Raw genomic sequence first — 23232 nt, forward strand, 5'->3', positions numbered from 1 at the left:
AGTCAGAATTCAGTAGGATTCATTAATCCAGTCTTAAATTATCCGAAAAATTATTCTGACTCCTCGTTCCTGACTTTTAATTCCTAATTCCTATAAACAATAATTATTAAGAATTTAATAACCGGTAGTCAGAATTCGTAAGACTCCAGCTGATCCTACTTCAATTCTACCCTAAAAATCATTCTGACTCCTGAATTCTGACTCCTACAAAAAATAACAAGGGGGGGCTTGCAATGGAGATTACGGCTGCACAAGCCCTGGTCAAATGCCTCGAAAATGAACAAGTTGAAGTGATTTTTGGTTATCCGGGCGGGGCGATACTTGACGTATACGACGCCCTGTACCACTCCTCCGTCCGGCACGTGCTGGTAAGGCACGAGCAGGGAGCGGTCCATGCGGCGGACGGTTACGCCAGGGCCACCGGCAAGGTCGGCGTATGCATGGCCACCTCCGGCCCCGGGGCCACCAACCTGGTTACCGGCATTGCCAATGCCTATATGGATTCAATTCCACTGGTGGTGTTTACCGGACAGGTTCCGACCAGCCAGGTGGGTACCGACGCCTTTCAAGAGGTGGATATCACCGGTATCACCATACCTGTAACCAAGCATAATTACCTGGTCAAAGACGCGGCGCAGCTGCCCAGGATTATTAAAAACGCTTTTCATATTGCCGCCACCGGGCGGCCCGGGCCGGTGCTGATTGATTTGCCCAGGGACGTGGCCCAGGCCAGAATCAAATTTGATTATCCCGATTCGGTGAATTTGCGGGGTTACAAACCCACTTACCGGGGGCACCCTAATCAAATAGCCGAGGCGGCGAGGCTGATCAGCCGCGCCGCCAGGCCGGTGATCTATGCCGGCGGCGGCATAATTAACAGCCAGGCCAGCGGGGAACTGCTGACTCTGGCGGAAACCATCAATGCTCCGGTTACTAATACTTTTATGGGCCTGAGCAGTTTTCCCGGTGATCACCCGCTGTTCCTGGGGATGCTGGGGCTGCACGGCACCCGGGCCGCCAACCTGGCGGTCACCAACTGCGACTTGCTCATCGCGCTGGGGGCGCGCTTTGATGACCGGGTTACCGGTAAGCTGGCCGAGTTTGCTCCCCATGCCGCGGTGGTGCACGTTGATATCGACCCGGCGGAAATCGGCAAGAACGTGCAGGTGCACATCCCGATAGTGGGAGATGTGAAACAGGTGCTGCGGGAGCTGCTGTCCCGGCTGGAAAAGAAGCAGGATACCAGCTGGCTGGAGCAAATTGAGGCCTGGAAGGAACAATACCCGCTGGTTTACCGGCGTGGGGAAGGCGAATTAAAGCCGCAGTACGTCATAGAGAAATTAAATGAAATCACCGGCGGCAACGCTACGGTGGTGACAGACGTGGGGCAGCACCAGATGTGGGTGGCCCAGTACTATTGCTTTAAGCGTCCCGGCTCGTTGATTTCCTCCGGCGGCCTGGGTACGATGGGCTTCGGCCTGCCGGCCGCGGTGGGCGCCCAGATCGGCCGGCCCGGTGAGCGGGTCATCCTGGTGGTGGGCGACGGCGGCATTCAAATGACCATGCAGGAGCTGGGCACGGCCATGGAGCAGGAACTGCCCTTAAAAATAATCATCTTAAACAATCACGTGCTAGGCATGGTCCGCCAGCTGCAGCAGGTTTACTGCGATTCCCGCTACATGGCGGTGGAATTTAAATTCCACCCGGAATTTGCTACTCTGGCCAGGGCTTATGGTATCAGGGACTACACCCTGCGTACGGAAAAAGAGGTTGATGAGCTGCTGCCGGAAGCCATTAACAGCCCGGGCCCGGTACTGGTGAACTGCCTGATTTGCGCTGCGGAAAACGTCAATCCCATGGTGTTGGCCGGCAAGGCCATTAGCGAGGCCGTTGATTGCTAGATCTGGAGGGATTAATTTGAGCAACAGGGTTTATATATTTGATACCACCCTGCGGGATGGTGAGCAATCACCGGGAGTCAGCCTGAATAGAAATGAAAAGCTGGAGATAGCAAGGCAGTTGGCCCGTCTGGGTGTCGACATCATCGAAGCCGGCTTTCCCATTACTTCCTCAGGTGACTTTGAGGCCGTCAAGACCATTGCGCGCGAGGTGCGGGGCGTCACCGTCGCCGGTTTGGCCCGCACTAATTTTGCTGATATAGACAGGGCCTGGGAGGCGGTAAAGCATGCCGACCAGCCCCGGATTCACACCTTTATTGCCACTTCCGATATTCACTTGAAACATAAACTGCGCATGTCCGGGGAGCAGGTGATTGAAGCTGCCGTGGCCGGCATAAAAAGAGCCAGGGGCTACACCTCCGACGTTGAGTTCTCGGCCGAGGACGCCTCACGCAGTGAACTGAACTTTTTATGCCGGGTGGTGGAGGCAGCCATAGCAGCGGGCGCCACCACCATCAACATTCCGGACACGGTGGGCTACGCCACCCCGGACGAATTTGCCGAATTTATCCGCAGCATCATGAACAACGTCAGAGGCATTGAAAAGGTTATTTTGAGCATCCACTGCCATGACGACCTGGGCCTGGCGGTGTCTAATTCACTGGCCGCGGTGCTGGCCGGCGCGAGACAGGTGGAAGGCGCCATCAACGGCATCGGGGAAAGGGCCGGCAACGCCTCCATTGAAGAAATTGTCATGGCCCTGTACACCCGCCGGGACCGCTACGGGTTGGAGACAGGTATCAATACTGAGGAAATTTATCGTACCAGCAAGCTGGTGAGCAAGCTCACCGGGATGGAGATTCAGCCCAACAAGGCGGTTGTCGGCAAAAACGCCTTTGCCCACGAATCCGGCATTCACCAGGACGGTGTGCTCAAAGAACGCACCACCTATGAAATAATGAACCCGACGATGGTGGGCATTGCCCACGGCAACCTGGTGCTGGGCAAGCACAGCGGGCGCCATGCTTTTCGCTCCCGGCTGGTTGAACTGGGCTTTGCACTGAATGAGCAGGAGTTAAACAAAGCGTTTGCCCGGTTCAAGGACCTGGCCGACCGCAAAAAAGAAATTACCGATCAGGATCTGGAAGCAATAGTTGAAAACGAAATTCGCAAAGTGCCCCCCACCTACGAGCTGGCTTACCTGCACATCAGCAGCGGCACAACTGTGGTGCCCACCGCCACTGTGGGGCTTAACCACGGGGAAGAACTGCTGGAGGAGGCCGCCTGTGGCAACGGCCCGGTTGACGCCATCTGCAAGGCCGTGGACAAGATCGCCGGCTATAACTGCCGGCTGTACAGCTGGAGCATCAACGCCATTACCGGCGGCAAGGACGCGCTGGGTGAAGTTACCCTGCGTATTGCCGAAAACAACAGCGAGAGACTGTATATGGGCCGGGGCATCAGCACCGACATCCTGGAATCAAGCGCCCGGGCTTACATCAATGCGGTCAACAAAATGATTTACGAGAAAAAGAACCAGAATAATGATAAGTAGTCAGGAGTCAGGAGACAGGAGTCAGAATGAGAACTAGAGCTTGTGATTTCTGGAACTGGGTTCTGACTCTTGAGTACTGAATGCTGACTAGAAACGAGTAATTGTAAATATTTAATATAGGTAGTCGGAAGTCAGAATGACAACCGAAGATCCGTTTTGCTATTAAATTCTGACTCCTAAATTCTGGCTCCTGACTCCTGAATATGAGGTGACTGGAAATGCCTATGACCATTACTGAAAAAATTCTGGCTGCTCATGCCGGAATGGACCAGGTTGAACCGGGACAGTTGATCAACGTCAAAATAGACGTAGCGCTGGGAAATGACATTACGGCCCCGGTGGCCATTCGCGAATTTGAAAAAATAGGAGTAGAAACGGTATGGGACCGGGACCGGGTGGTTCTGGTTCCGGACCATTTTGTACCCAACAAAGACATAAAATCGGCCGAGCAGGCGCTGCTGCTCAGAAAATTTGCCCGCCGGCACAACCTGACCAATTATTACGAGGTAGGGCACATGGGCATTGAACATTGCCTGCTGCCGGAGCAGGGACTGGTGGGTCCCGGCGACCTGATCATCGGCGCCGACAGCCATACCTGCACTTACGGCGGCCTGGGCGCTTTTTCCACCGGGGTGGGCAGCACCGATCTGGCCGCGGCGATGGCGCTGGGAGAAACCTGGCTGAAGGTCCCGGAAAGCATCAAGTTTATTTTTAACGGCGAGTTGCCCCAATGGGTTAGCGGCAAAGACCTGATCCTTTACACCATCGGGCAAATCGGGGTGGACGGGGCGCTGTACATGGCGATGGAATTCACCGGCCCGGCAATTGAAAAATTGAGTATGGACGGGCGGCTGACCATGGCCAACATGGCCGTTGAGGCCGGCGCCAAGAACGGTATTGTGCCCCCGGATGAAATAACCCGCCGGTACGTGGAAGGGCGGGCCAAGCGGCCTTATCATTTTTACCGGAGCGACCCGGACGCCCGCTACGCCAAAATATATGAATTTGATGTGAGCAAAATGGAACCCCAGGTGGCATTCCCCCACCTGCCCGAAAACACCCGCCCGGTCAGCGAGGCCGGAGACGTTGCCATCGACCAGGTGGTCATCGGCTCCTGCACCAACGGGCGCATGGAGGACCTGCGGGAAGCGGCCTCAATTTTAAAAGGCCATAAAGTAAATAATAATGTGCGGCTGATTGTCATTCCCGGCACCCAGGAGATTTACCGGCAGATGATGCGGGAAGGGCTGGCGGACCTCTTTGTGGAAGCGGGGGCTGCGGTAAGCACGCCCACCTGCGGGCCCTGCCTGGGCGGTTACATGGGTATCTTGGCCAAGGGCGAGCGGGCTCTGGCCACCACCAACAGGAATTTTGTCGGCCGCATGGGCCATCCGGAGAGCGAAGTATACCTGGCCAGCCCGGCTGTGGCGGCGGCCACGGCTATCATGGGCAAAATTGCCGCACCGTGGGAGGTGGCCTAATGAAATACCAGGGTAAAGCATGGAAATTCGGCGCCGATGTTGATACCGACGCCATCATTCCCGCCCGTTACTTAAATACATCTGATTCCGAGGAGCTGGCGAAACACTGCATGGAAGACGCCGACCCCGAGTTTCCCCAAAAGGTTCAGCCGGGGGATATTATCGTGGCGGATAAAAATTTCGGCTGCGGCAGCTCCCGGGAGCATGCCCCCATCGCCATCAAATATGCCGGGGTAAGCTGCGTTATCGCCAAAACCTTTGCGCGGATTTTTTACCGCAACGCTTTTAATATCGGCCTGCCGATTTTTGAGTCCCCCCAAGCTGCCGAGGCCATCAGTGAAGGCGACGAGCTGCAGGTGGACCCCGGCAGCGGCGTAATCAAGAACCTGACCAAAAATGAAGAGTACCAGGCCACCCCGGTGCCGGAGTTTATGCAGCAAATTATAGCCGCCGGCGGCCTGATCGGTTATGTGAGTCAGAAGTTAGGAGCCAGAAGACAGGAGTCGGAATAAAAAAAGGAGTCAGGAGTCAGAAGACAGGAGTCAGAATAAAAAAAGAGTCAGGAGTCAGGAGACAGGAGTCAGAATAATTATGGGGCACAATTAAGTGTAATGCGAGAGATCCCTACTGAATTCTGACTCCTGACTACTGACTCCTGAATTCAACAGGAGTTGAATTCATGTATAAGATCACAACGCTGCCCGGCGACGGGATCGGCCCGGAGGTTATAGCCGGCGCCGTACAAGTGCTGAATGCGGTGCGGGAGCGTACCGGAATAGAATTTGCAATCACCGAGGCGCCCTTTGGAGGCAACGCCTACGACCAGACCGGCACCCCGCTGCCGGAAGCAACGCTGCGGCAGTGCCTGGCGAGCAATGCCGTGCTGATGGGCGCGGTTGGCGGGCCCAAATGGGATAACCTGCCGGTGCACCTGCGGCCCGAGGTGGGGGCGCTGCTGCCCCTGCGCAAAAAGCTGGCGGTGTTTGCCAATATCCGCCCCTCCATGGTTTTTTCCTCCCTGGTGGATGCCAGCACCTTGAAAAGGGAAGTGGTTGAGGGGTTGGACCTGGTAGTCATCCGGGAACTGACCGGCGGCCTGTATTTTGGGGAAAAACGCCGGGAGCAGCTTCCTCAGGGAGGTTTCCGGGTTATTGAAACCTTGGAGTATTCCACCGAGGAAATTGAGCGGGTGGCCAGGTTTGCTTTTGAGCTGGCCCGCAAGCGCAGCGGCAGGCTAACTTCCGTCGACAAGGCCAATGTGCTGGAAAGCTCGCGCCTGTGGCGGGAAGTAGTATCCGGTCTGGCTGCGGAATACCCCGATGTTGAATTGAGCCACATACTGGTGGATAACTGCGCCATGCAGCTGGTGCGCTATCCCAAACAATTTGATGTCATGCTGACCGAGAATATGTTTGGCGACATCCTGAGCGACCAGGCGTCGCAGTTGACCGGTTCCATCGGCATGCTGCCTTCTGCCAGCCTGGGCGGCCAAGTTGGGCTGTACGAGCCGATCCACGGCTCCGCGCCCGATATAGCGGGCCAGAATATCGCCAATCCCATTGCCACCATTATGTCCGTGGCGATGATGCTGCGTTATTCCCTGGACTCCGAAGAGGGGGCCGCGCTGGTGGAACGGGCGGTAAGCTCCGTACTGGGAGAAGGCTACCGTACCATTGATATTATGCAGCCCGGCATGACCCAACTGGGGACCTCCGAAATGTCCCGGTTAATTGCCCAAAGGGTCAGTGAGGCCGGTACTACAGCGTAATCTAAAGGTAGCGGAACCATGGGGATGGTTCGAGCGGCTCCGAAGCGCAGCGAAGGACCGATGGAACTGTCCCCGTGGTTTAGCATTGAATTTGCTGGGGGAGATTGACTTGCCGAACGTTGAGATATACGACACAACATTACGGGATGGAACACAGGGTGAAGGGATTAGCTTTTCGGCCAAAGACAAGGTCAAGATCGCCCTTAAACTGGATGCGCTTGGCTTTCATTATGTTGAGGGCGGCTATCCGGGTTCTAATCCCAAGGATTTGCAATTCTTTGATTTAATCAAGGAGCATAAATTGAAAAACGCCCGCGTTACGGCTTTCGGCAGCACCAGAAGGCCCGGCGTGGAAGCCGCCGGGGATGAGAACCTGCGCCAGCTGGTGCGGGCCGGCACTGCGGTGGCGACAATTTTCGGTAAAACCTGGGACTTTCATGTTAAATATGCCCTGCAGACGACGCTGGAGGAAAACCTGCGCATGATCCGGGAAACCGTTGCTTATTTAAAACAGCAGGGCCAAGAAGTGTTTTATGATGCGGAGCACTTTTTTGACGGGTATGCGGCCAATTCCGCATACGCCCTGGCTACTTTGCGGGCCGCCCGGGACGGCGGGGCGGCCAGAATTATCTTATGCGACACCAACGGCGGGCGGATGCCCGACGAAATCCACCGGGTTGTTTCCGACGTGGCCCGGGAAATTGACGTTCCCCTGGGCATCCACTGCCACAACGACTGTGAACTGGCCGTGGCCAATTCGCTGATGGCGGTAAAGGCCGGAGTCGTTCAGGTGCAGGGCACAATCAACGGCTACGGTGAGCGTTGCGGCAACGCCAACCTGATCTCCATCATCCCAAGCTTGGCTTTCAAGTACCGGGTTGAGAGCATCCCGGAAAAGAGTTTGGTTGAACTGACAGAGCTTTCCCGGTTCGTCAGTGAATTGGCTAATATGCATCCCATGAGCAACCAGCCCTATGTGGGGGGCAGCGCTTTTGCCCATAAAGGCGGGGTTCACGTCAGCGCGCTGTTAAAGAACCCGCAAACCTATGAGCATATCGAGCCCGAGCGTGTCGGCAATCGTCGCCGGGTACTGATATCGGAACTCAGCGGCGTCAGCAATTTACTGTATAAATACCAGGAACTGGACCTGGGGCTGGGCATAGAAAAAGAAGACAACAAAAAGCTGCTGCAGGAATTAAAGGAGCTGGAGAACCAGGGCTACCAGTTTGAAGGCGCCGAAGGTTCCTTTGAGCTGCGGCTGCGCAAGGCGTTTCACGGTTATGTAGAGCCATTTTCCCTGGAAAACCTCAAAATACTGATTGAAATGCGTGACGGAACGGTTTATTCCGAGGCTATCATTAAAATGAACGTCAACGGGAGGGTTGTACACACTGCCGCCGAGGGCAACGGCCCGGTCAACGCCCTGGACAATGCTTTACGCAAGGCACTGGAAGAGTCCTACCCGCAGGTGGAAAAAATGCAGCTTTCCGACTACAAGGTGCGGGTACTGGACGAAAAGGACGGTACCGAAGCGGTCGTCCGGGTGCTGGTGGAAACCGGGGACGGGCACTGTGCCTGGGGTACGGTGGGGGTCAGCTCCAACATCATCGAAGCCAGCTGGCAGGCCCTGGTGGACAGCATTGCCTACGGCCTGCTGCGGCTGGAAAACCAGGATGAAGATGAAGCGGGCCCCGGCGCCATTACCGGCGTTTTCCGCGGCAAGTGTTGATATAGTTATGCCACACCAACAAAAGTACAGGGAATTAACTAAGATACTAAAGGAATGCGGGAAAATCGCGGTGGCCTTTTCCGGCGGTGTGGACAGCTCGCTGCTGCTGTATGCCGCTGTTGCCGCCGTTGGCGGGGAAAACGTGACCGCGGCGACCATCCACGCTCCTTTTCACAGCACCTATGAAATAGCGGCGGCCAAAACACTGGCCGCCGGTTTTAACTGCAGGCATTTGCTGATTAAAGAGGACGAGCTGCTGCGGGACGCCGCTTTTTGCGCCAATCCCCCCGATAGGTGTTACCTCTGTAAAAAAGTTATCTTTGGCAAGCTGCGGGAAGCACTTCAAGCTCCAAAATACGTGGCGGCCGGCGGCTCCGGCGCAAATGACTTGCAAGGCAGCTGTCCCGCTGAGGAAGCGCCGGCGGAAATTGTGGTGGTGGACGGCTCCAACGCGGACGATTTAAAGGACTACCGGCCCGGCATGCGGGCCGTACGCGAGCTTAATGTGGCCAGTCCGCTGCAGCAGGCGGGGCTGACCAAAAAGGAAATCCGCCTGCTGGCGCGGGAGTTTGGCCTGGCCACCTGGGACAGGCCCTCGGCGCCGTGCCTTTGCTCCCGTATCCCGTACGGCAGCGCTATAACCGAAAAAAAGCTGCGCCAGGTGGAGAGCGGGGAGGAGCTGTTAAGGCGGCTGGGCTTTCCCGAGGCCAGGCTGAGACACCATGAAAACCTGGCCAGGATAGAAATCCCCGCTGATTTAATTAAAGATTTCACCGATGAGCATGTGCTGGCAAAAGTCAGGCACCAACTGAGGGAACTGGGCTTCCAGTACGTAACGCTCGACCTGCACGGCTTTAGAAGCGGCAGCCTAAACGAAGTGCTATAGTCTCTTATCTTTTTCCTTATTTTTGGAAGTGCACGGATTGCGGTTTTTCATAAAAATGGAGTGCATTTTGATTTAAAAGCTGCGCTAATAGTGGTGAAATTATTAGAGCAATTTCCTGTTGACAATTGGAATAAGTTGCAGTATCATTAGTAAAATTTATACAGTAAAACTGTTGATTGAGAAGAGTACATGCTTTTGATTACTTTTAAGAGAGTTGCAGACGGTGGGAATGCAATAAGTAATGGGTATGGAATGGACTCATAAAGGTGGAGGGAAAGGTCTTTGACTGAGTAATGTCCAACGGGATTTCCACCCGTTATCAAGGGAAAGCGTATGATAGTACGCTAATGAGTGGATGCATTTGCTTCAATTTAGGTGGTACCGCAGAAGTTATAAGCTTTTGTCCTATTAAGACGGGATAAAAGCTTTTTTATTTTTCAACAGCGTAAACCAGGGGGTGGTTATATGAAAAAAGGAAGATTTGGCCATTACGGCGGGCAATATATACCTGAGACATTGATGAAGGCCGTTCAGGAACTTGAAGAGGCATACGAGTTATATAAAAATGACCCTGATTTTCAAAATGAGCTGGAGGGTTTACTGAAAAAGTATGCCGGCAGGCCATCATTGCTGTATTATGCGGCGAAGATGACACAGAATCTTGGCGGCGCAAAGATATACCTCAAACGGGAGGACCTTAACCATACAGGCTCCCATAAAATCAACAATGTCCTGGGCCAGGTGCTGCTGGCGAAACGCATGGGAAAAACCCGTGTAATCGCCGAAACGGGTGCCGGACAACACGGAGTTGCCACGGCTACGGCTGCTGCATTGATGGATATGGAATGCGAAATTTTTATGGGCAAGGAAGACACCGAACGTCAGGCGTTGAATGTATTTCGCATGGAGCTGCTGGGCGCCAAAGTCCATCCGGTAACCAGCGGAACTATGACGTTAAAAGACGCCGTCAACGAAACCTTGCGTGAGTGGACAGCACGTATGGATGATACGCTGTATGTCCTGGGTTCGGTCATGGGGCCGCACCCCTTCCCGGCCATTGTACGGGATTTCCAGAAGGTCATAGGTCAAGAGATAAAAGAACAACTCATGGCGGTCGAAGGAAAACTTCCCGATGCAGTTGTCGCCTGTGTCGGCGGTGGCAGCAACGCCATGGGAGCCTTCTATGAGTTTATTCAAGATCTGTCAGTAAAACTTATCGGCTGTGAGGCTGCCGGGCTTGGCGTAGACAACCCAAAGAATGCGGCAACGATTGCTAATGGTACAGTCGGCGTGTTTCATGGCATGAAATCCTATTTCTGCCAGGATGAATACGGTCAGATCGCACCGGTTTACTCCATCTCGGCGGGACTCGATTACCCGGGAATCGGCCCGGAACACGCAAATCTCCAAGATACAGGCCGGGCACAGTACGTTCCAATTACGGACGCTGAAGCCGTGGCTGCCTTTGAATATCTTTCCCGCACCGAGGGAATTATTCCCGCCGTTGAAAGTGCACACGCCGTAGCCTACGCCAACGAGCTGGCGCCCACGATGGCGAAGGACCAAATCATCGTCGTTAACCTCTCGGGACGAGGTGACAAAGACGTAGCGGCAATCGCCAGATACAAGGGGGTATCACTTTATGAGTAGAATCACCAGGGCTTTTGCAAATCGTAAAGCATTCATTCCCTTCATCACGGGCGGCGATCCCGATATAGAAACCACGGAGAAACTGCTCTTCGCTATGGTGGAAGCGGGCGCTGATCTGATTGAAATCGGTATACCGTTTTCCGACCCGGTTGCGGAAGGCATCGTTATTCAGGAGGCAGACGAACGTGCGTTGAAGGGCGGCTGCACTACTGATAAGCTTTTTGATATGGTCATTAGAATTCGGCAAAAAACGGATGTGCCGCTGCTGTTTATGACTTATCTCAACCCAATTTTCACTTACGGGAAAGAAAAGTTTTTAAGCCAATGTGCCGAATGCGGCATCAATGGCATCATCGTTCCTGATATGCCGTTTGAGGAAAAAGACGAATTGGCAGATGTCTGTGGGCTCCACGGAATCGATTTAATTTCTCTGATCGCCCCCACCTCGGAGGAGCGGATTACCATGATCGCCAAAGAAGCCAAGGGGTTTATTTATTGCGTATCTTCCCTTGGCGTGACCGGCGTACGCAGCGAGATTAGAACAGACATTGGCAAAATGGTGCAAAAGGTTCGGGAAGTTACCGATGTTCCATGTGCCATCGGCTTCGGTATTTCCACACCTGAACAGGCCGGTAGCATGGCCAAGCTGGCCGATGGTGCCATTGTCGGAAGTGCAATTGTAAAGTTGGTGGCAAAATTCGGCAAAGACAGTGTTGAACCCGTCTCAGAATATGTACGCAGTATGAAAAAAGGCATTGAAGACGCCCTTAAATAAAATCATGCATAAACGGAAAACATTTTTAGGAGGACATAAGTATGTATAAGAATATTTTGAACAAAACCACAAACAATCAGGAACTGACTGAACAGGAGATCTTTCAACTAATTAAAGCCATAAACAATGATGAAGTCAGCGACGTTCAGATTGCCGGTTTTCAGGTCGCACTTCTGATGAAAGGTGCTTCTCTGCAGGAAATAGCCTTCATCGCCAAAGCGATGCGCGAAAACTGTGTTCCCCTGCAACCCAAGGTGGAAGCGGAGCTAATGGATACCTGCGGGACTGGCGGGGGCCTGAGCACTTTTAATATTTCCACCGCAACAGCCATTGTTGCTGCGGCAGCAGGTATACCCATTGCGAAGCACGGCAGCCGTTCCATTTCAAGCCTGTCCGGCAGCGCAGATGTACTGGAAGCTCTGGGCGTCAACATTAACCTTACGCCTGCACAGGCTGAAAAACTGATTGAGGAAATCGGTATTGCTTTCATCTACGCACCTTTGTTCCATCCGGTAATGTGTAAAGTTCTGCCCGCGGAATCGGATCTTGGTATCAAAACCATCTTCTATACCATCATTGGTCCATTAATTAACCCCGCTTTTGCACCCAGGCATGTCCTTGGCGTTTACAAGCCCGAGCTTCTCGATACCGTGTCTTATGTAGCTAAAGAGCTCGGATATACCAACGCCATGTTTGTACACGGCCTGGATGGTCTGGATGAAATCTCCCTGCTTGGCAAAACCAGAATTAATGAGCTGAAAGATGGTGAGGTCACAACCTATGAAATTCAGCCCGAGGACTTCGGCATCGAGCGCTGCACCCTTGAAGAGATTAAAACAGGCACTCCCGAAGAAAACGCCAAAACGATCCATGGTGTCTTCTCAGGTGAAATAACCGGACCCAGACGCAATGCGATTGTACTCAATGCCGCCGGTGCATTGATAGTCGGCGGCAAGGCAGCCGGCTTCGCGGAAGGCATAGCCCTCGCCAACAAGCTGATAGACAGTGGTGCTGCGGCAGAGAAACTCAGTCAGCTGCGTGAAATGTCCAACTCATTTGGAGCAGAATAATGAATACGAAATTTTCTGATTCGATTAGAGCAAAAAAACAGGCGGGGTTCATTCCCGTCATTCCCGATATAAAGTGCACATCCCCCAAAGAGGGCGATCTCCTTCGGGGCAGAGATCCGGCGGAAGTGGCTAAGCTGCTGGCTGAAGCAGGTGCGCCCGCACTGTCGGTTGTAACCGAATCAAAGAACTTTGGCGGCTCTTTAGAACTTCTGGAGCGAATTGCGACGTCAACAAAGCTTCCTACGCTCCGTAAGGATTTTATTACGTGCGTTGATGATTTGAAGATTACTAAGGATTGTGGCGCAGAGGCAATCCTGCTTATTTGCGCCACGCAACCGTTTTCATCGCTGATGAAGCTGTATGAAGAAGCGTTGAAAATCGGACTGGAGCCGTTGGTTGAGGCTCATACGAAAGAAGAATTGATCTTGGCCGGAAAAATTGGCGCTAAACTTGTGGGTATTAACAATCGTAATATCCTCGAGCTGGAAAGAGATGATGGAACCGTTTCGGCTACAGAACTACTGGCCAAATATAAGCCAGATGATGCAATACTGATCAGTGAAAGTTCCATTCAAACCCCTGCCCAAGCCCAGGCAGCGGTTCGGGCGGGTGCCGATGCGGTACTTATCGGAACAGCAATCTGGCAGGCAGAAAACATGCGTGAGTGCTATCTGGCTCTCAGCAGAGGAATGGGAGATTACGTTTAAAAATGAGCAGCATCAAAGTGAAAATATGCGGGTTGAAACGCGAAAAAGATGTTCAATTGTGTATGAAGCTGGGAGTGGATATTCTCGGCTTTGTAACGGAATACCCCCTGCCGGTTCCCTGGAACTTGAGCCGCACCGAGGCGTTGCCGTTGTTGAACTTAGTCCAATCTCCGCACGTAAGCTGCATTGTTACCGGCGGCGCTCCCGAAAAAGTAATTGAACTGGCAGCCAACCTGCGTCCATCCATGGTGCAGCTTCATTATCAAGAAACGCTTGAGGAAACCATAATTATTTCAGATGCACTTCGGAAACTGAATATTGATGTTATTAAAACAGTTCCTCCAGTAATGGAAGATCGCATCTCACAATTTGGAACTGCGGATATTGAAACGATCATAGAGGAACTCTGCAGGACCAGTGTTTACGGATTGCTTGCAGATTCACGTGTGCCATCAAATGCATCCGCAAATGGTACCGAACTGGATCTTAAGTTCTGCTCGCAGATAATAAATTTATCTTCAAAGCCTGTTATTATTGCCGGTGGAATTAATGCCGGTAATGTTTGTAATATTTTGCTGCAGACGGGCGCAGACTTTATCGATGTCATGACGGGTATAGAGAACAGCCCGGGAGAAAAGGCTGCTGAATTATTGTCGCGGCTGTTAGCATCTATTCAACCGCTTAATAGGTGGCATCGCTGATGCCGTTTTAATTTATAATCCGGATAGTTTTTTAATCATTTCTATCTCCCTTCCATGGCCGTTATTATCCAGGGGAGTCTCAATATAAAAAGGCAAATTTCTTATATTGGGATGTTTCATAATATCAATAATCGCGCTTAGCCCTATTTCACCTTTACCAATAGGAGTATGCCGATCTTTTCTGGAGCCCAGCGGGAACATACTATCGTTCAAATGGATGGTCTTTAGTCTTTCTATACCTATTTGATTATTGAAATCTTCTAAGACTTCATCCAGGTTACCTTTTATATCATATCCGGATGAAAACACATGGCATAAATCCATGCATATTCCCAATTTGTTTTTATACTCAACTAAATCTATAACTCTTTTTAAATGTTCAAAGCGGAAGCCGAGCTCAGTTCCCTTTCCAGGCATGGTCTCGAGCAAGAGTGTTATATTTTCCTTTCCATTAAAGGCATTATTCAGTGCATTTGCTATCCGTTTTATTCCTTCATCAATGCCAATACCAGTGTGGTTACCAGGATGAAATACAAAATACTCGATATCCAAATCATTCATTCTCATGATATCTTCTTTTATAACGTTACAGCTGAAATCGTACACCTTGCTGTTTGGGCTTGCAAGGTTCAGTGTGTATGATGCGTGAGCTTGAATCGATCCAAAATTATTTTTTCGTCTAAGATTTTGAAATTCAACGATATCCTTTTGCTCATAAACTCTGAAATTCGATCCTCTTGGATTCCTGCTGAAAAATTGAAAGGTGTTTGCTCCCATATTTATTACGTCCCTGGCAGCTTTCGCATATCCTTTTGCTGTGGATATGTGGGGTCCTATTATCAACATATAGTCATGCTCCGTCCTGTTATTTGCGTTATTGCATGTTCCCATCCCTATAATTTCGTCACAAGCACTATTTAATAATGTGCGCTTATACATGTTTTCCCAAGAAACCATTGAAATTCCCGGTCGTTTCTAAACCTATGTGCAAACGAAATAATCCTAGATATTGTTGAATGATCTGATTTAGTTTATACGGATGATATTCAATACACTTACCGAATTCAAGATATTCCACCTTGTTAGAGAAAATTTCTTTGCTTACTGCAATCTTGTAACAGATCGGGTGGAAACACGAATTGCACAAAATAAAAAGGGCATAGTCACATAACTATGCCCAAGCAGTTCTTTATCAAAAGTCCTGTTTGACATAGTTCTGTATGAAACTTGATTGCACAACAAAATAAGCGATCAAATATGTGGGAAATGTCGGACAGGATCTGGTAGAGTCGATTTTTTCATTCGTTCATTATAAACCAATACCGGTTACTCAGCTTATAGTTGTTTTCAAAACAGTGGGTAAATTTATCTTACTAACAATGGGCCGTAAACTAACTTTAACTTTTATCAACTAACTTTACATTCCTTCTTATTGTTTTCTTTTATCTCGTTAACCGCCGCTAAGACTCCCGCCTCTACAGGCGGGAGTCTTAGCGGCGATAAACTCGAAATAAGTGCGACTAAGGTTCAGGTGGGGTCAAAACCCCACCTGAACCAAGTCTTCTTTATAAGAATATGAATAGAACTGTTCTATTCGTACCAAATTAGGGCCGGGGAATCTGATGATGCATTGCACCATTTTCCGCATATATTTTTTTATGTAAAACCTGGAATCCGTGCTATTATTCTTCACTATCAGCGAATTGAGGATCGGAAAAGGAAAACATCAAGCCAGGGACAAGGAAAAACCAGTCGTAGCCGAGCTACCACTGGTTTTTTTAAGTTTTAAAACCACAACTACAAACATATGATTATCTAAGCAGAAAAATGCTGATTTTTATCTCGTTAACCGCCGCTAAGACTCCCGCCAGGCGGGAGTTAAGCGGCGATAAACTCGAAATAAGTGCGACTAAGGTTCAGGTGGGGTCAAAACCCCACCTGAACCAAGTCTTCTTTATAGAAGGTATAAGCAGTATGAAGAATATTAATATAAATAAGCTTTTTAAGAGCAGGTTTACACGAAATATTATTTTAATTATTTCAATTTATTTACTTATTTCATTATATTTTGTTAATCATTTCTTTTTCAACACAGTAATAAATAGGGTAAATGTCTCATTTAAAGCGCATGATGATGTGGATCAGATCATGAGAAGTTATGTCAAAGACTATAAGCTGCAGTTAATAGAAAGAGATGGCAAAACAGAAGAAATAACAGGGCAGGCTATACGGATGCAATACAATGAAGATAATAGTCTTTCTGAGATATATCGTACGAAAAATGCGCTTAAATGGCTAGGCTCGTTGTTTAAGGGTCAAAAATATTATGTAAACGATCTGTTTTTTTATAATGCAGATGATTTGGATAGTAAAATAAATGATTTGAATTGTTTGAATAATAATATTATAGAACCCCGAAATGTTGGTTTTAAGTATTCAAATGGTTCTTATGAAATGGTTGAAGAAGTGTACGGGAATAAAATATTGAAGGATAAACTACATGAAGTTATAAAAACGAGTATATTAAATGGAGAATTAAAAATGGATTTAAATGAAAAACTTTGCTACGAAAATCCCAAATATACCGTAAACTCTGCTAAAACGCCGAAAACCAAAGATTTACTAAATCGGTATGTAGCCGTAAAAATCAATTATAAATTTGGCGATGAAGATGAGATATTAGATGGAGATAAAATAAATGAATGGCTGAGTGTGGATGAGAATTTAGATGTGGTAATAAACAAAAATGCAGTTATGAAATATGTAAATGAATTGAGCAGAAAATATGATACAGTTGGGATAGCAAGAAATTTTAAAACATCCACAGGAAAAATAATAGAAGTTAAGGGCGGACTTTATGGATGGAAAATTAATCAGGAGGCTGAAACAGAAGCATTATTGGAAAATATAATCCGCGGTGAATCAATTGAAAAAGAACCTGTATATGCTCAAAAGGCATTATCCAGGGGTGAAGACGAAATAGGTAACACTTATGTAGAAATTAATATAACGAGACAGCATCTATGGTTTTATAAAGATGGAAAGCTTATTACCCAGGGTCCTATAGTAACAGGGAATCCCAATAGAGGGAATGCTACCGTGACGGGAACTTTTATGCTTAATTATAAGCAAAAAAGCACAACTTTAAGGGGCGCGGGTTATGCAGCTGAAGTAAAATATTGGATGCCTTTTTACGGGAATGTGGGAATACATGATGCCAGTTGGAGATATGCTTTTGGCGGACAAATATATAAAAGCGCTGGAACCCATGGATGCATAAATGCTCCACTTCATTTGGCAAAAGCTATTTTTGATAATATAGAAGAAGGGGTCCCTATTATTAGTTATGAAGAATAAGGAGGACGAATCTCTATCGGGATGCAAGGGGGCTAAAATGAAAATTCACCTCATGGTGTCATCGCCATTGTAGGGAACGCCCCCTGCCTGTGGCGTTCCGTCTACAGGATAGATGATGACGTTGGAACGGAACGGCACAGGGGGCTGCTCTTACAGAGGGACAACCCCGGGAACCAAATTTTTTTCATCCTCTTCTGATGGTGCCGCGCTAGCGGCATGGTGGTCTAAAGTGTAACAAAGGAGATTAAGTTAAATTTAAATACCTTTTCCGGGCAGTTAATTTCACAGCGTTTGCAGGCCGTGCCGTTGCAGCGGTCGGGGCGGATGGACAATACGGCCCCGCTTCCTTCAAAAAGTGACAGGGCTTTTTCCGGACACCCGTCAATACAGGTACCGCACCCGGTACAGCCCGTAAATGCAACCCGGCACGGGTAACCGACACGATCAATGTAGGTTACCCCCTGCCGGCCCAGGTCCGGGATATCACGATCATAAAGCCTGTTAATCTCAGGGCTTGGGTTGGGTTCGATCAACTCCGGCAGTTTGTACATTTTACTGAACCGGTGGTACTGGTGCCAGGGCATACCCTCGCCCCAGAGGGATAATTCCAGTAGATAAGCCCTTTCAAACACTCTGGATTCGCCAAACATACAGTGATTGGCCCGCAATTGCCGGGCCAGCCTTTGTAGCTCCCATATTTTTTCAGGGTCAACAACCATGTCCCTGGCCATGGACAGGGAGGTGTTGCCAATCTGATATATTTTTTGGACTCCCGGCGGCACCAGCCCCACCTGTAACGCCTTCCACGCATTTACATAAGTGCCGGAGGCGCCGGCCATATAAGCGGTGGTTATATCCCCCAGCCCTATTCCCGCTTCTTGGGCCAGAGTTATAAAACCGGCTCTGATGGCCCCTATGGCCTTGCCCGCCTCCACAATATCGTGCTCGGAAAAAGCCACTTTTTTGCCCAGGTGCAGCTTTTGACCGGGTGTTTTAATCCGGGGCAGTTGAATCAGGTTGGCTGTCATGCCCTCGTAAATAATGGATATGACTCCCGTTCCCGTAATCCCGGCTGCCGGCACTCCGGCTTGATCCAAATCTGCCGGAGCGGTAAGATCAACCAGCCTCCCGGAAACGCTCATCATATCGTTATCGAGAACAAGACAACGGTACCCGGCCTTCTCGGCTGTCAGGTCATGAACCGCCCCCGGGGCCGCCAGCATGCCAAAGTCTATATGCTGGCCTTCCAGGGCCGGGCCGGCGGCACAGGAGCCGGTAATAATTTTGTCGCCCACCTTTAAAGCCATTTCGGCATTGGTTCCGTAGTCCGTAACCAGAGCAATTTCTTCGCTTGCCGGAAGATTGGATTTAACCATCATGGCCAGAGCGTCGGCCCCGATTTCATGTTTTACCGCCCCCGGGATAAGAACCTCGACGCCCGCCGGTAACCGCAAGCCGGCAATATTCGCCGCCGGCAGTATTTTGGCGTCACGGTTGGGTGGTTCAATGCCCAGCAGCTTTTTTTTCCGCTCGCCGGCAAAAGCCAAATCCCGTATTTCTATACCTTCAAATAAGGACAATTGAATGGGGTTGCCGCAAACCGCCAACCTTTTAATACTGTCTAAAGGGATATTTAAGCCGGCTATGACCTGGTTGACTGTCCCGATAACCAGGCCGTGGGCCGTTTCCCGGCCGCTTTCGAGGGCAAAATTTAAATGGTCCATTACATTGGCTCCCGGCAAAGGGTGCCTGGCGGTAAGCACAGTGGCAATTATCCCGTTATTCTCCAGATCGATGGCCTGCCCTCTGAAGCCACTGGTGCCCAAATCAAGCGCAATACCGATTTGCCCCATGTTAATTCCTCCAATAAAGAAGACTTGGTTCAGGTGGGGTTTTGACCCCACCTGAACCTTAGTCGCACTTATTTCGAGTTTATCGCCGCTAAGACTCCCGCCTGTAGAGGCGGGAGTCTTAGCGGCGGTTAACGAGATTAAATTCGCATCGTTATTATTCAGGTATCAGCCCTTCGCTGCGCTTCGAAAGCGCTCGAACCGTCCCCATGGCTCCGCTAAACCGTTCTCTTATTCTGACTCCTGACTCCTGACTCCTGAGCAATAAGACATTGGTTGAACCTGTGGCCCAATGCATCTTTTTTCAGGCCGGTGCCGATGACCATTAGCTTGCTGGTGGTAAAAACATTGGTTGGCGTCTCCTCCATGATTTGGTAGGCAGCCAGGTCTATACGTATCCACTGGTTCCCGGAAACATGGAAAATTCCTTTGGCCCGCTCAACAGATCCATAATCTCCATGGCTCATTTCCGCAAAAAACTGCCTTAATTCCGCAAGGTCGCAAAGGCGGCTGCTGGCACTGCTGAATTGCTCGTAATCTTTCAGCGGCAATTCATGCTCATGAGCATGGGGGTGGTCATGCTGCCCGCCATGTTCAGGCATGGGGCCGTGTCCCCGGTTATGTTGTTCCTGCAGAATTAAATCAATTCCTTGATCCAATGGCCGGCCATAAACGGCTAAAACAATTTGTCCTTCAGCATTATACCTGCGAATAATTTTCCGTATCTCCGCCAGCTCACCGGCACTGACTTTATCGCATTTATTTACAATAATCACCTGGGCCATCTCCAATTGATTGATTACAAATCCGATGTTTTGGCCGATAATTTCCCGAAATATACTGGCGTCGACAACTACATGGATCATAATCCGGTCCAGATACTTTTCCAGGCTCAGGCTATTTAATATGCTCATTAAATTTTTTATCGTAGCCACACCTGTTGGCTCGATCAAAAGCCGGTCAGGTTGGTAATCTTCAGCAATTATCTTAATTTGGTTAAGCAGATTAACTTTTAAAGTACAGCAGATGCAGCCATTGGGCAGTTCCACCACGTCGGCTCCCTGCCCGCCCAACAGATCCCCGTCGATACCGATTTCTCCGAATTCGTTAACCAGTACGGCAACCTTTTCCGTATTCTTTTTTTGCTCCAGCATGTTTAAAAGGACGGTTGTTTTTCCCGCTCCCAGCAAACCGTTGATAACTTCCACATACATATGCATTCCCGCCTTTATTTTCAGTAGTCAGGAGTCAGTAGTCGGAATAGAGACGATAAACGTGCTTTCATTCTGATTACTGACTTCTGTATTCTGACTACTGTGTATTAAGGAGTCAGAATGCTTAGAGGCGATAAACCGTGCTCTCATTCTGACTCCTGACTCCTGTATTCTGACTCCTTATTTATTTTGTGCTTAACTGTTCCACTTTTCTCTCAACTGGCCCCAGCTCATACCGTTGACAGCGTCGTTGGCCATTCCGGAGGCCTGGGAAGCATCCTTGCCATAAACGCCCAGTTCAAAACCGGTGACATATTCCAGGGATACAGCGCCGCCGCCGCAAACAAACGGCAGAGTAAACCCATCCTTGCTCAAGCGCTTGGAGATCCTTTCAAAGGCGGTCATTGTAGTTGTCATTAAAGCTGTTCCGGTTACCATCACCGGCTGGTGTTTTTTTACCGCTGCCACCACATCATCCACGGGAACATCCTTGCCCAGATCGATGACTTCGTATCCATTGGCCCGCAGCAGGGCATTGACGATTTTTTGGCCCAGGTCGTGAATGTCCCCTTCCGCGGTGTGGGTGACTACCGTGCCTTTCTTTTCTATTGCTTTGCCCAGTTTCTCTTCGCAAATCTCAATGCCCGTCAACATGGCGTCGGAGGCCACAATTGCCTGGGGCAGATAATATACGCCCTCATCCCACAACCTGCTGACCTCATTCATTCCTTTAATTAAACCGTCATTGATGATAGTCATCGGGTCTTTGCTCTCCAGGGCTTCGACAACCACTGTTTCAATATTGTCAACATCCCCTTCAATAACGCATTGCAGCACCTTCTGGAGAGCGGCGTCTTTGCTGGATACCCTGGCCCCTTTGGCTTCGCCGGCGCCAATGAGGTCATATCTGACAAAAATATTCGCATAGTTCGCCACTGTTGCCATCTTTTTCCCTCCTTAATTTATCCCAGTCAGACTACCGAATAATATCTTTAAAATTATAGACCGTAATTGGCCAGATTGAAGCCCGGGATAAGCTTTTTATAAATATCCGCGCATTCACTGATAAAATCTTCTTCCTTGTCGGGCAGACTTTCCAGAGTGCGCATGGCGGACTCCAGAGCGTCCTTTTCAAAAGCGGGCATCTGTAATTTGCTGTCTTCAAGCATTAACCGGCCGGCCTTGATAGCAGCCGCACGGGACCTGGCGTAATAAGAGGTGTTGTTGGAAATTATCGCCTTGCCGATTTCGTAGGCGTTTTCGGGGCAGAGGATGAAACCGTGGGTGTCACGATATTTGTCCGACTGCACCATCATCTCCTGCAGCATCGGGGCGGTGCCCAACTCAATGGCCGCGTTCATCAAGGCCACGTCATAGCCGAGAATTTCTGTAAATACAGCCACCGTAGTGCCTCCGAACATATCATGGTACTCAACAGCCTCGTTGCTCCACAGGTCGCAGCAGGCGCCGACCAGGTTGCCCAATAAATCGCTGTGCGCGCAGGCACAGGTTTTCCCTTCCATGGCAATGGGGATGCCGGTGATGGCCTTGATGATCACATCTTCATAGCCGCAGTCCTTGCTGGGGCCTTTCGCGCCCTGCTCATAGGCCACCAGGGAGCGGGCGGCGGCAATCGCCCTGGTTAAAGCCGCAAAGGTATGCGGCACCGACCTGTCCTGGTAACCGCCGGCCATAAACATGGCCACGTTGGCCTGGGCGCAGTTGGTATCGCCACCGGGGGTCACATTATACTTGTTGGCAATATCCACAACCTGTTTCCACATAAATTCCATATCCCGGCTGCCCAGCACACCGATGCCGAACAAAGTGCCGCGGATATCCTGGCGTACAATGGTGTAGTCGGAAACCTCTTTCCCGCCCACAGATTCGATAGAAAGGTTATCGGCCCCGCCGGCGGCGCTGGCTTGAAAAGTTTTTAAGATTGCATCAAGGGCTAAGGAATTTCTGATATCTTCCTCGTCCGGTTTGCGGTAATCGGCAACCGTGGCCCGGATAGCGCTTTTCAATCCGTATTTCCGGAAATAGTCATCCTGCAAACGCTTGGTCGCAGCGGCTATTTCGCCACCCCACTCGGGGTTCTTGGTCATTTGATACACGTGCTCCAACTCAATTTGAATGCCGGGGATGCCAATGGCCACGCAACGGTCAAGAACATCCGTAACCATTTTTTCGTATTCCTTCACCAGTGTCTGCTTGGTTGATTCCGTGCCCGGCCTGGGATGCGGCACCAATTCGGGATATACATATCCCCCGCCGACGGTAAAATCACGCCCGTAACTAACAGGATTTTTAGCTGTGCCGAAGATCATTTCAGCAGCGCTGGCATAAGCCATTTGGTCATATCTAGGCATATTTATCCAACCCCCTTTTGGTTAACTAAAAAACTGAGCCAGTATTTAACCTGCAAGCAAGCGTTCAAAAATTCGGTTCCGCACCTCCCTCCGCTTTGGCATCCGTACCCGGTCCCGCAAAGATCAGGATGTAATATCCAAACCAGGTATTTTGCACCATGATAAAATGCAATATTAATGCCAAAAACGGAAGATAACAAATATTTAGTGTTTTCAAAA

The 23232-nt window shown here is 50.0% G+C and carries 18 protein-coding genes and 1 other annotated feature; of the genes, 13 read left to right on the plus strand and 5 right to left on the minus strand.

Annotated elements, in window-relative coordinates; translation table 11 throughout:
- Nucleotides 1-233: 233 nt before the first annotated feature.
- From ilvB to BM056_RS17825, 12 genes are all read left to right on the plus strand, one after another.
- Nucleotides 234-1901, plus strand: a complete 1668-nt coding sequence (ilvB, locus tag BM056_RS17770; RefSeq protein WP_092472909.1) for a biosynthetic-type acetolactate synthase large subunit — start codon at nt 234-236, stop codon at nt 1899-1901.
- A gap of 16 nt (nt 1902-1917) precedes the next feature.
- Complete coding sequence (locus BM056_RS17775) at nt 1918-3453, plus strand: 2-isopropylmalate synthase (RefSeq protein ID WP_092472911.1); 1536 nt, start codon at nt 1918-1920, stop codon at nt 3451-3453.
- Nucleotides 3454-3671: 218 nt separating this feature from the next.
- Nucleotides 3672-4934: a 3-isopropylmalate dehydratase large subunit gene (gene leuC / locus BM056_RS17780; protein WP_092472913.1), complete on the plus strand. Its 1263-nt coding sequence runs from the start codon at nt 3672-3674 to the stop codon at nt 4932-4934.
- Complete coding sequence (gene leuD / locus BM056_RS17785) at nt 4934-5446, plus strand: 3-isopropylmalate dehydratase small subunit (RefSeq protein ID WP_092472915.1); 513 nt, start codon at nt 4934-4936, stop codon at nt 5444-5446. Before leuC ends, leuD begins: the two co-directional genes overlap by 1 nt.
- Nucleotides 5447-5613: 167 nt before the next feature.
- A complete protein-coding gene (gene leuB, locus BM056_RS17790; RefSeq protein ID WP_092472917.1) occupies nt 5614-6702 on the plus strand; it encodes a 3-isopropylmalate dehydrogenase in 1089 nt (362 codons plus the stop codon).
- 109 nt (nt 6703-6811) lie between these two features.
- A complete protein-coding gene (cimA, locus tag BM056_RS17795) occupies nt 6812-8431 on the plus strand; it encodes a citramalate synthase (protein WP_092472919.1) in 1620 nt (539 codons plus the stop codon).
- 7 nt (nt 8432-8438) lie between these two features.
- A complete protein-coding gene (gene larE / locus BM056_RS17800) occupies nt 8439-9317 on the plus strand; it encodes an ATP-dependent sacrificial sulfur transferase LarE (protein WP_092473006.1) in 879 nt (292 codons plus the stop codon).
- A gap of 163 nt (nt 9318-9480) precedes the next feature.
- Nucleotides 9481-9728, plus strand: a binding site (T-box leader).
- 54 nt (nt 9729-9782) lie between these two features.
- Nucleotides 9783-10967 (plus strand): tryptophan synthase subunit beta, encoded by a 1185-nt coding sequence (gene trpB / locus BM056_RS17805; protein ID WP_092472921.1) that lies wholly within the window; start codon nt 9783-9785, stop codon nt 10965-10967.
- The gene (gene trpA / locus BM056_RS17810; RefSeq protein ID WP_092472923.1) at nt 10960-11742 is read left to right on the plus strand and encodes a tryptophan synthase subunit alpha; all 783 of its coding nucleotides are present in this window, start codon (nt 10960-10962) and stop codon (nt 11740-11742) included. The genes trpB and trpA overlap by 8 nt, the downstream gene beginning before the upstream one ends.
- A 41-nt stretch (nt 11743-11783) precedes the next feature.
- The gene (gene trpD / locus BM056_RS17815) at nt 11784-12812 is read left to right on the plus strand and encodes an anthranilate phosphoribosyltransferase (RefSeq protein ID WP_092472925.1); all 1029 of its coding nucleotides are present in this window, start codon (nt 11784-11786) and stop codon (nt 12810-12812) included.
- Nucleotides 12812-13519, plus strand: a complete 708-nt coding sequence (locus BM056_RS17820; RefSeq protein ID WP_092472927.1) for an indole-3-glycerol-phosphate synthase — start codon at nt 12812-12814, stop codon at nt 13517-13519. The genes trpD and BM056_RS17820 overlap by 1 nt, the downstream gene beginning before the upstream one ends.
- Before the next feature lie 2 nt (nt 13520-13521).
- On the plus strand, nt 13522-14220 hold the full coding sequence (locus BM056_RS17825; RefSeq protein ID WP_092472929.1) for a phosphoribosylanthranilate isomerase: 699 nt from the start codon (nt 13522-13524) through the stop codon (nt 14218-14220).
- A 12-nt stretch (nt 14221-14232) separates the two neighbouring features.
- Here BM056_RS17825 and BM056_RS17830 read toward each other — a convergent pair whose 3' ends face one another.
- Complete coding sequence (locus tag BM056_RS17830) at nt 14233-15159, minus strand: deoxyribonuclease IV (protein ID WP_337833522.1); 927 nt, start codon at nt 15157-15159, stop codon at nt 14233-14235.
- 888 nt (nt 15160-16047) lie between these two features.
- Here BM056_RS17830 and BM056_RS17835 point away from each other — a divergent pair.
- The gene (locus tag BM056_RS17835) at nt 16048-17577 is read left to right on the plus strand and encodes a L,D-transpeptidase family protein (protein WP_238456529.1); all 1530 of its coding nucleotides are present in this window, start codon (nt 16048-16050) and stop codon (nt 17575-17577) included.
- 224 nt (nt 17578-17801) lie between these two features.
- Here BM056_RS17835 and BM056_RS17840 read toward each other — a convergent pair whose 3' ends face one another.
- From BM056_RS17840 to BM056_RS17855, 4 genes are all read right to left on the minus strand, one after another.
- Entirely contained in the window at nt 17802-19430 is a 1629-nt protein-coding gene (locus BM056_RS17840; protein ID WP_092472933.1) for a methylamine methyltransferase corrinoid protein reductive activase, read from the minus strand.
- 215 nt (nt 19431-19645) lie between these two features.
- Nucleotides 19646-20641 (minus strand): CobW family GTP-binding protein, encoded by a 996-nt coding sequence (locus tag BM056_RS17845; RefSeq protein WP_165613592.1) that lies wholly within the window; start codon nt 20639-20641, stop codon nt 19646-19648.
- Nucleotides 20642-20836: 195 nt separating this feature from the next.
- Nucleotides 20837-21586 carry a B12-binding domain-containing protein gene (locus tag BM056_RS17850; RefSeq protein ID WP_092472937.1) on the minus strand — a complete coding sequence of 250 codons (750 nt, stop codon included), beginning with the start codon at nt 21584-21586 and terminating at the stop codon, nt 20837-20839.
- Between the two features lie 53 nt (nt 21587-21639).
- On the minus strand, nt 21640-23013 hold the full coding sequence (locus BM056_RS17855) for a methyltransferase MtaB domain-containing protein (protein WP_092472938.1): 1374 nt from the start codon (nt 23011-23013) through the stop codon (nt 21640-21642).
- Nucleotides 23014-23232 lie beyond the last annotated feature (219 nt).

Source organism: Desulfotruncus arcticus DSM 17038 (genome assembly GCF_900113335.1).
In the GTDB taxonomy this organism is placed as follows: Bacteria; Bacillota; Desulfotomaculia; order Desulfotomaculales; family Desulfallaceae; genus Desulfotruncus; species Desulfotruncus arcticus.

Excerpts from the sequence above, each read along its gene's own strand:
- trpB (WP_092472921.1), top strand. The coding sequence starts at position 9,783 with ATGAAAAAAGGAAGATTTGGCCATTACGGCGGGCAATATATACCTGAG.
- BM056_RS17835 (WP_238456529.1), top strand. The coding sequence starts at position 16,048 with ATGCTGATTTTTATCTCGTTAACCGCCGCTAAGACTCCCGCCAGGCGG.
- leuB (WP_092472917.1), top strand. The coding sequence starts at position 5,614 with ATGTATAAGATCACAACGCTGCCCGGCGACGGGATCGGCCCGGAGGTT.
- BM056_RS17830 (WP_337833522.1), bottom strand. The coding sequence starts at position 15,159 with ATGTATAAGCGCACATTATTAAATAGTGCTTGTGACGAAATTATAGGG.
- BM056_RS17845 (WP_165613592.1), bottom strand. The coding sequence starts at position 20,641 with ATGTATGTGGAAGTTATCAACGGTTTGCTGGGAGCGGGAAAAACAACC.
- trpA (WP_092472923.1), top strand. The coding sequence starts at position 10,960 with ATGAGTAGAATCACCAGGGCTTTTGCAAATCGTAAAGCATTCATTCCC.
- BM056_RS17840 (WP_092472933.1), bottom strand. The coding sequence starts at position 19,430 with ATGGGGCAAATCGGTATTGCGCTTGATTTGGGCACCAGTGGCTTCAGA.
- trpD (WP_092472925.1), top strand. The coding sequence starts at position 11,784 with ATGTATAAGAATATTTTGAACAAAACCACAAACAATCAGGAACTGACT.
- ilvB (WP_092472909.1), top strand. The coding sequence starts at position 234 with ATGGAGATTACGGCTGCACAAGCCCTGGTCAAATGCCTCGAAAATGAA.
- BM056_RS17855 (WP_092472938.1), bottom strand. The coding sequence starts at position 23,013 with ATGCCTAGATATGACCAAATGGCTTATGCCAGCGCTGCTGAAATGATC.
- BM056_RS17820 (WP_092472927.1), top strand. The coding sequence starts at position 12,812 with ATGAATACGAAATTTTCTGATTCGATTAGAGCAAAAAAACAGGCGGGG.
- BM056_RS17850 (WP_092472937.1), bottom strand. The coding sequence starts at position 21,586 with ATGGCAACAGTGGCGAACTATGCGAATATTTTTGTCAGATATGACCTC.
- leuC (WP_092472913.1), top strand. The coding sequence starts at position 3,672 with ATGCCTATGACCATTACTGAAAAAATTCTGGCTGCTCATGCCGGAATG.
- leuD (WP_092472915.1), top strand. The coding sequence starts at position 4,934 with ATGAAATACCAGGGTAAAGCATGGAAATTCGGCGCCGATGTTGATACC.
- larE (WP_092473006.1), top strand. The coding sequence starts at position 8,439 with ATGCCACACCAACAAAAGTACAGGGAATTAACTAAGATACTAAAGGAA.
- BM056_RS17825 (WP_092472929.1), top strand. The coding sequence starts at position 13,522 with ATGAGCAGCATCAAAGTGAAAATATGCGGGTTGAAACGCGAAAAAGAT.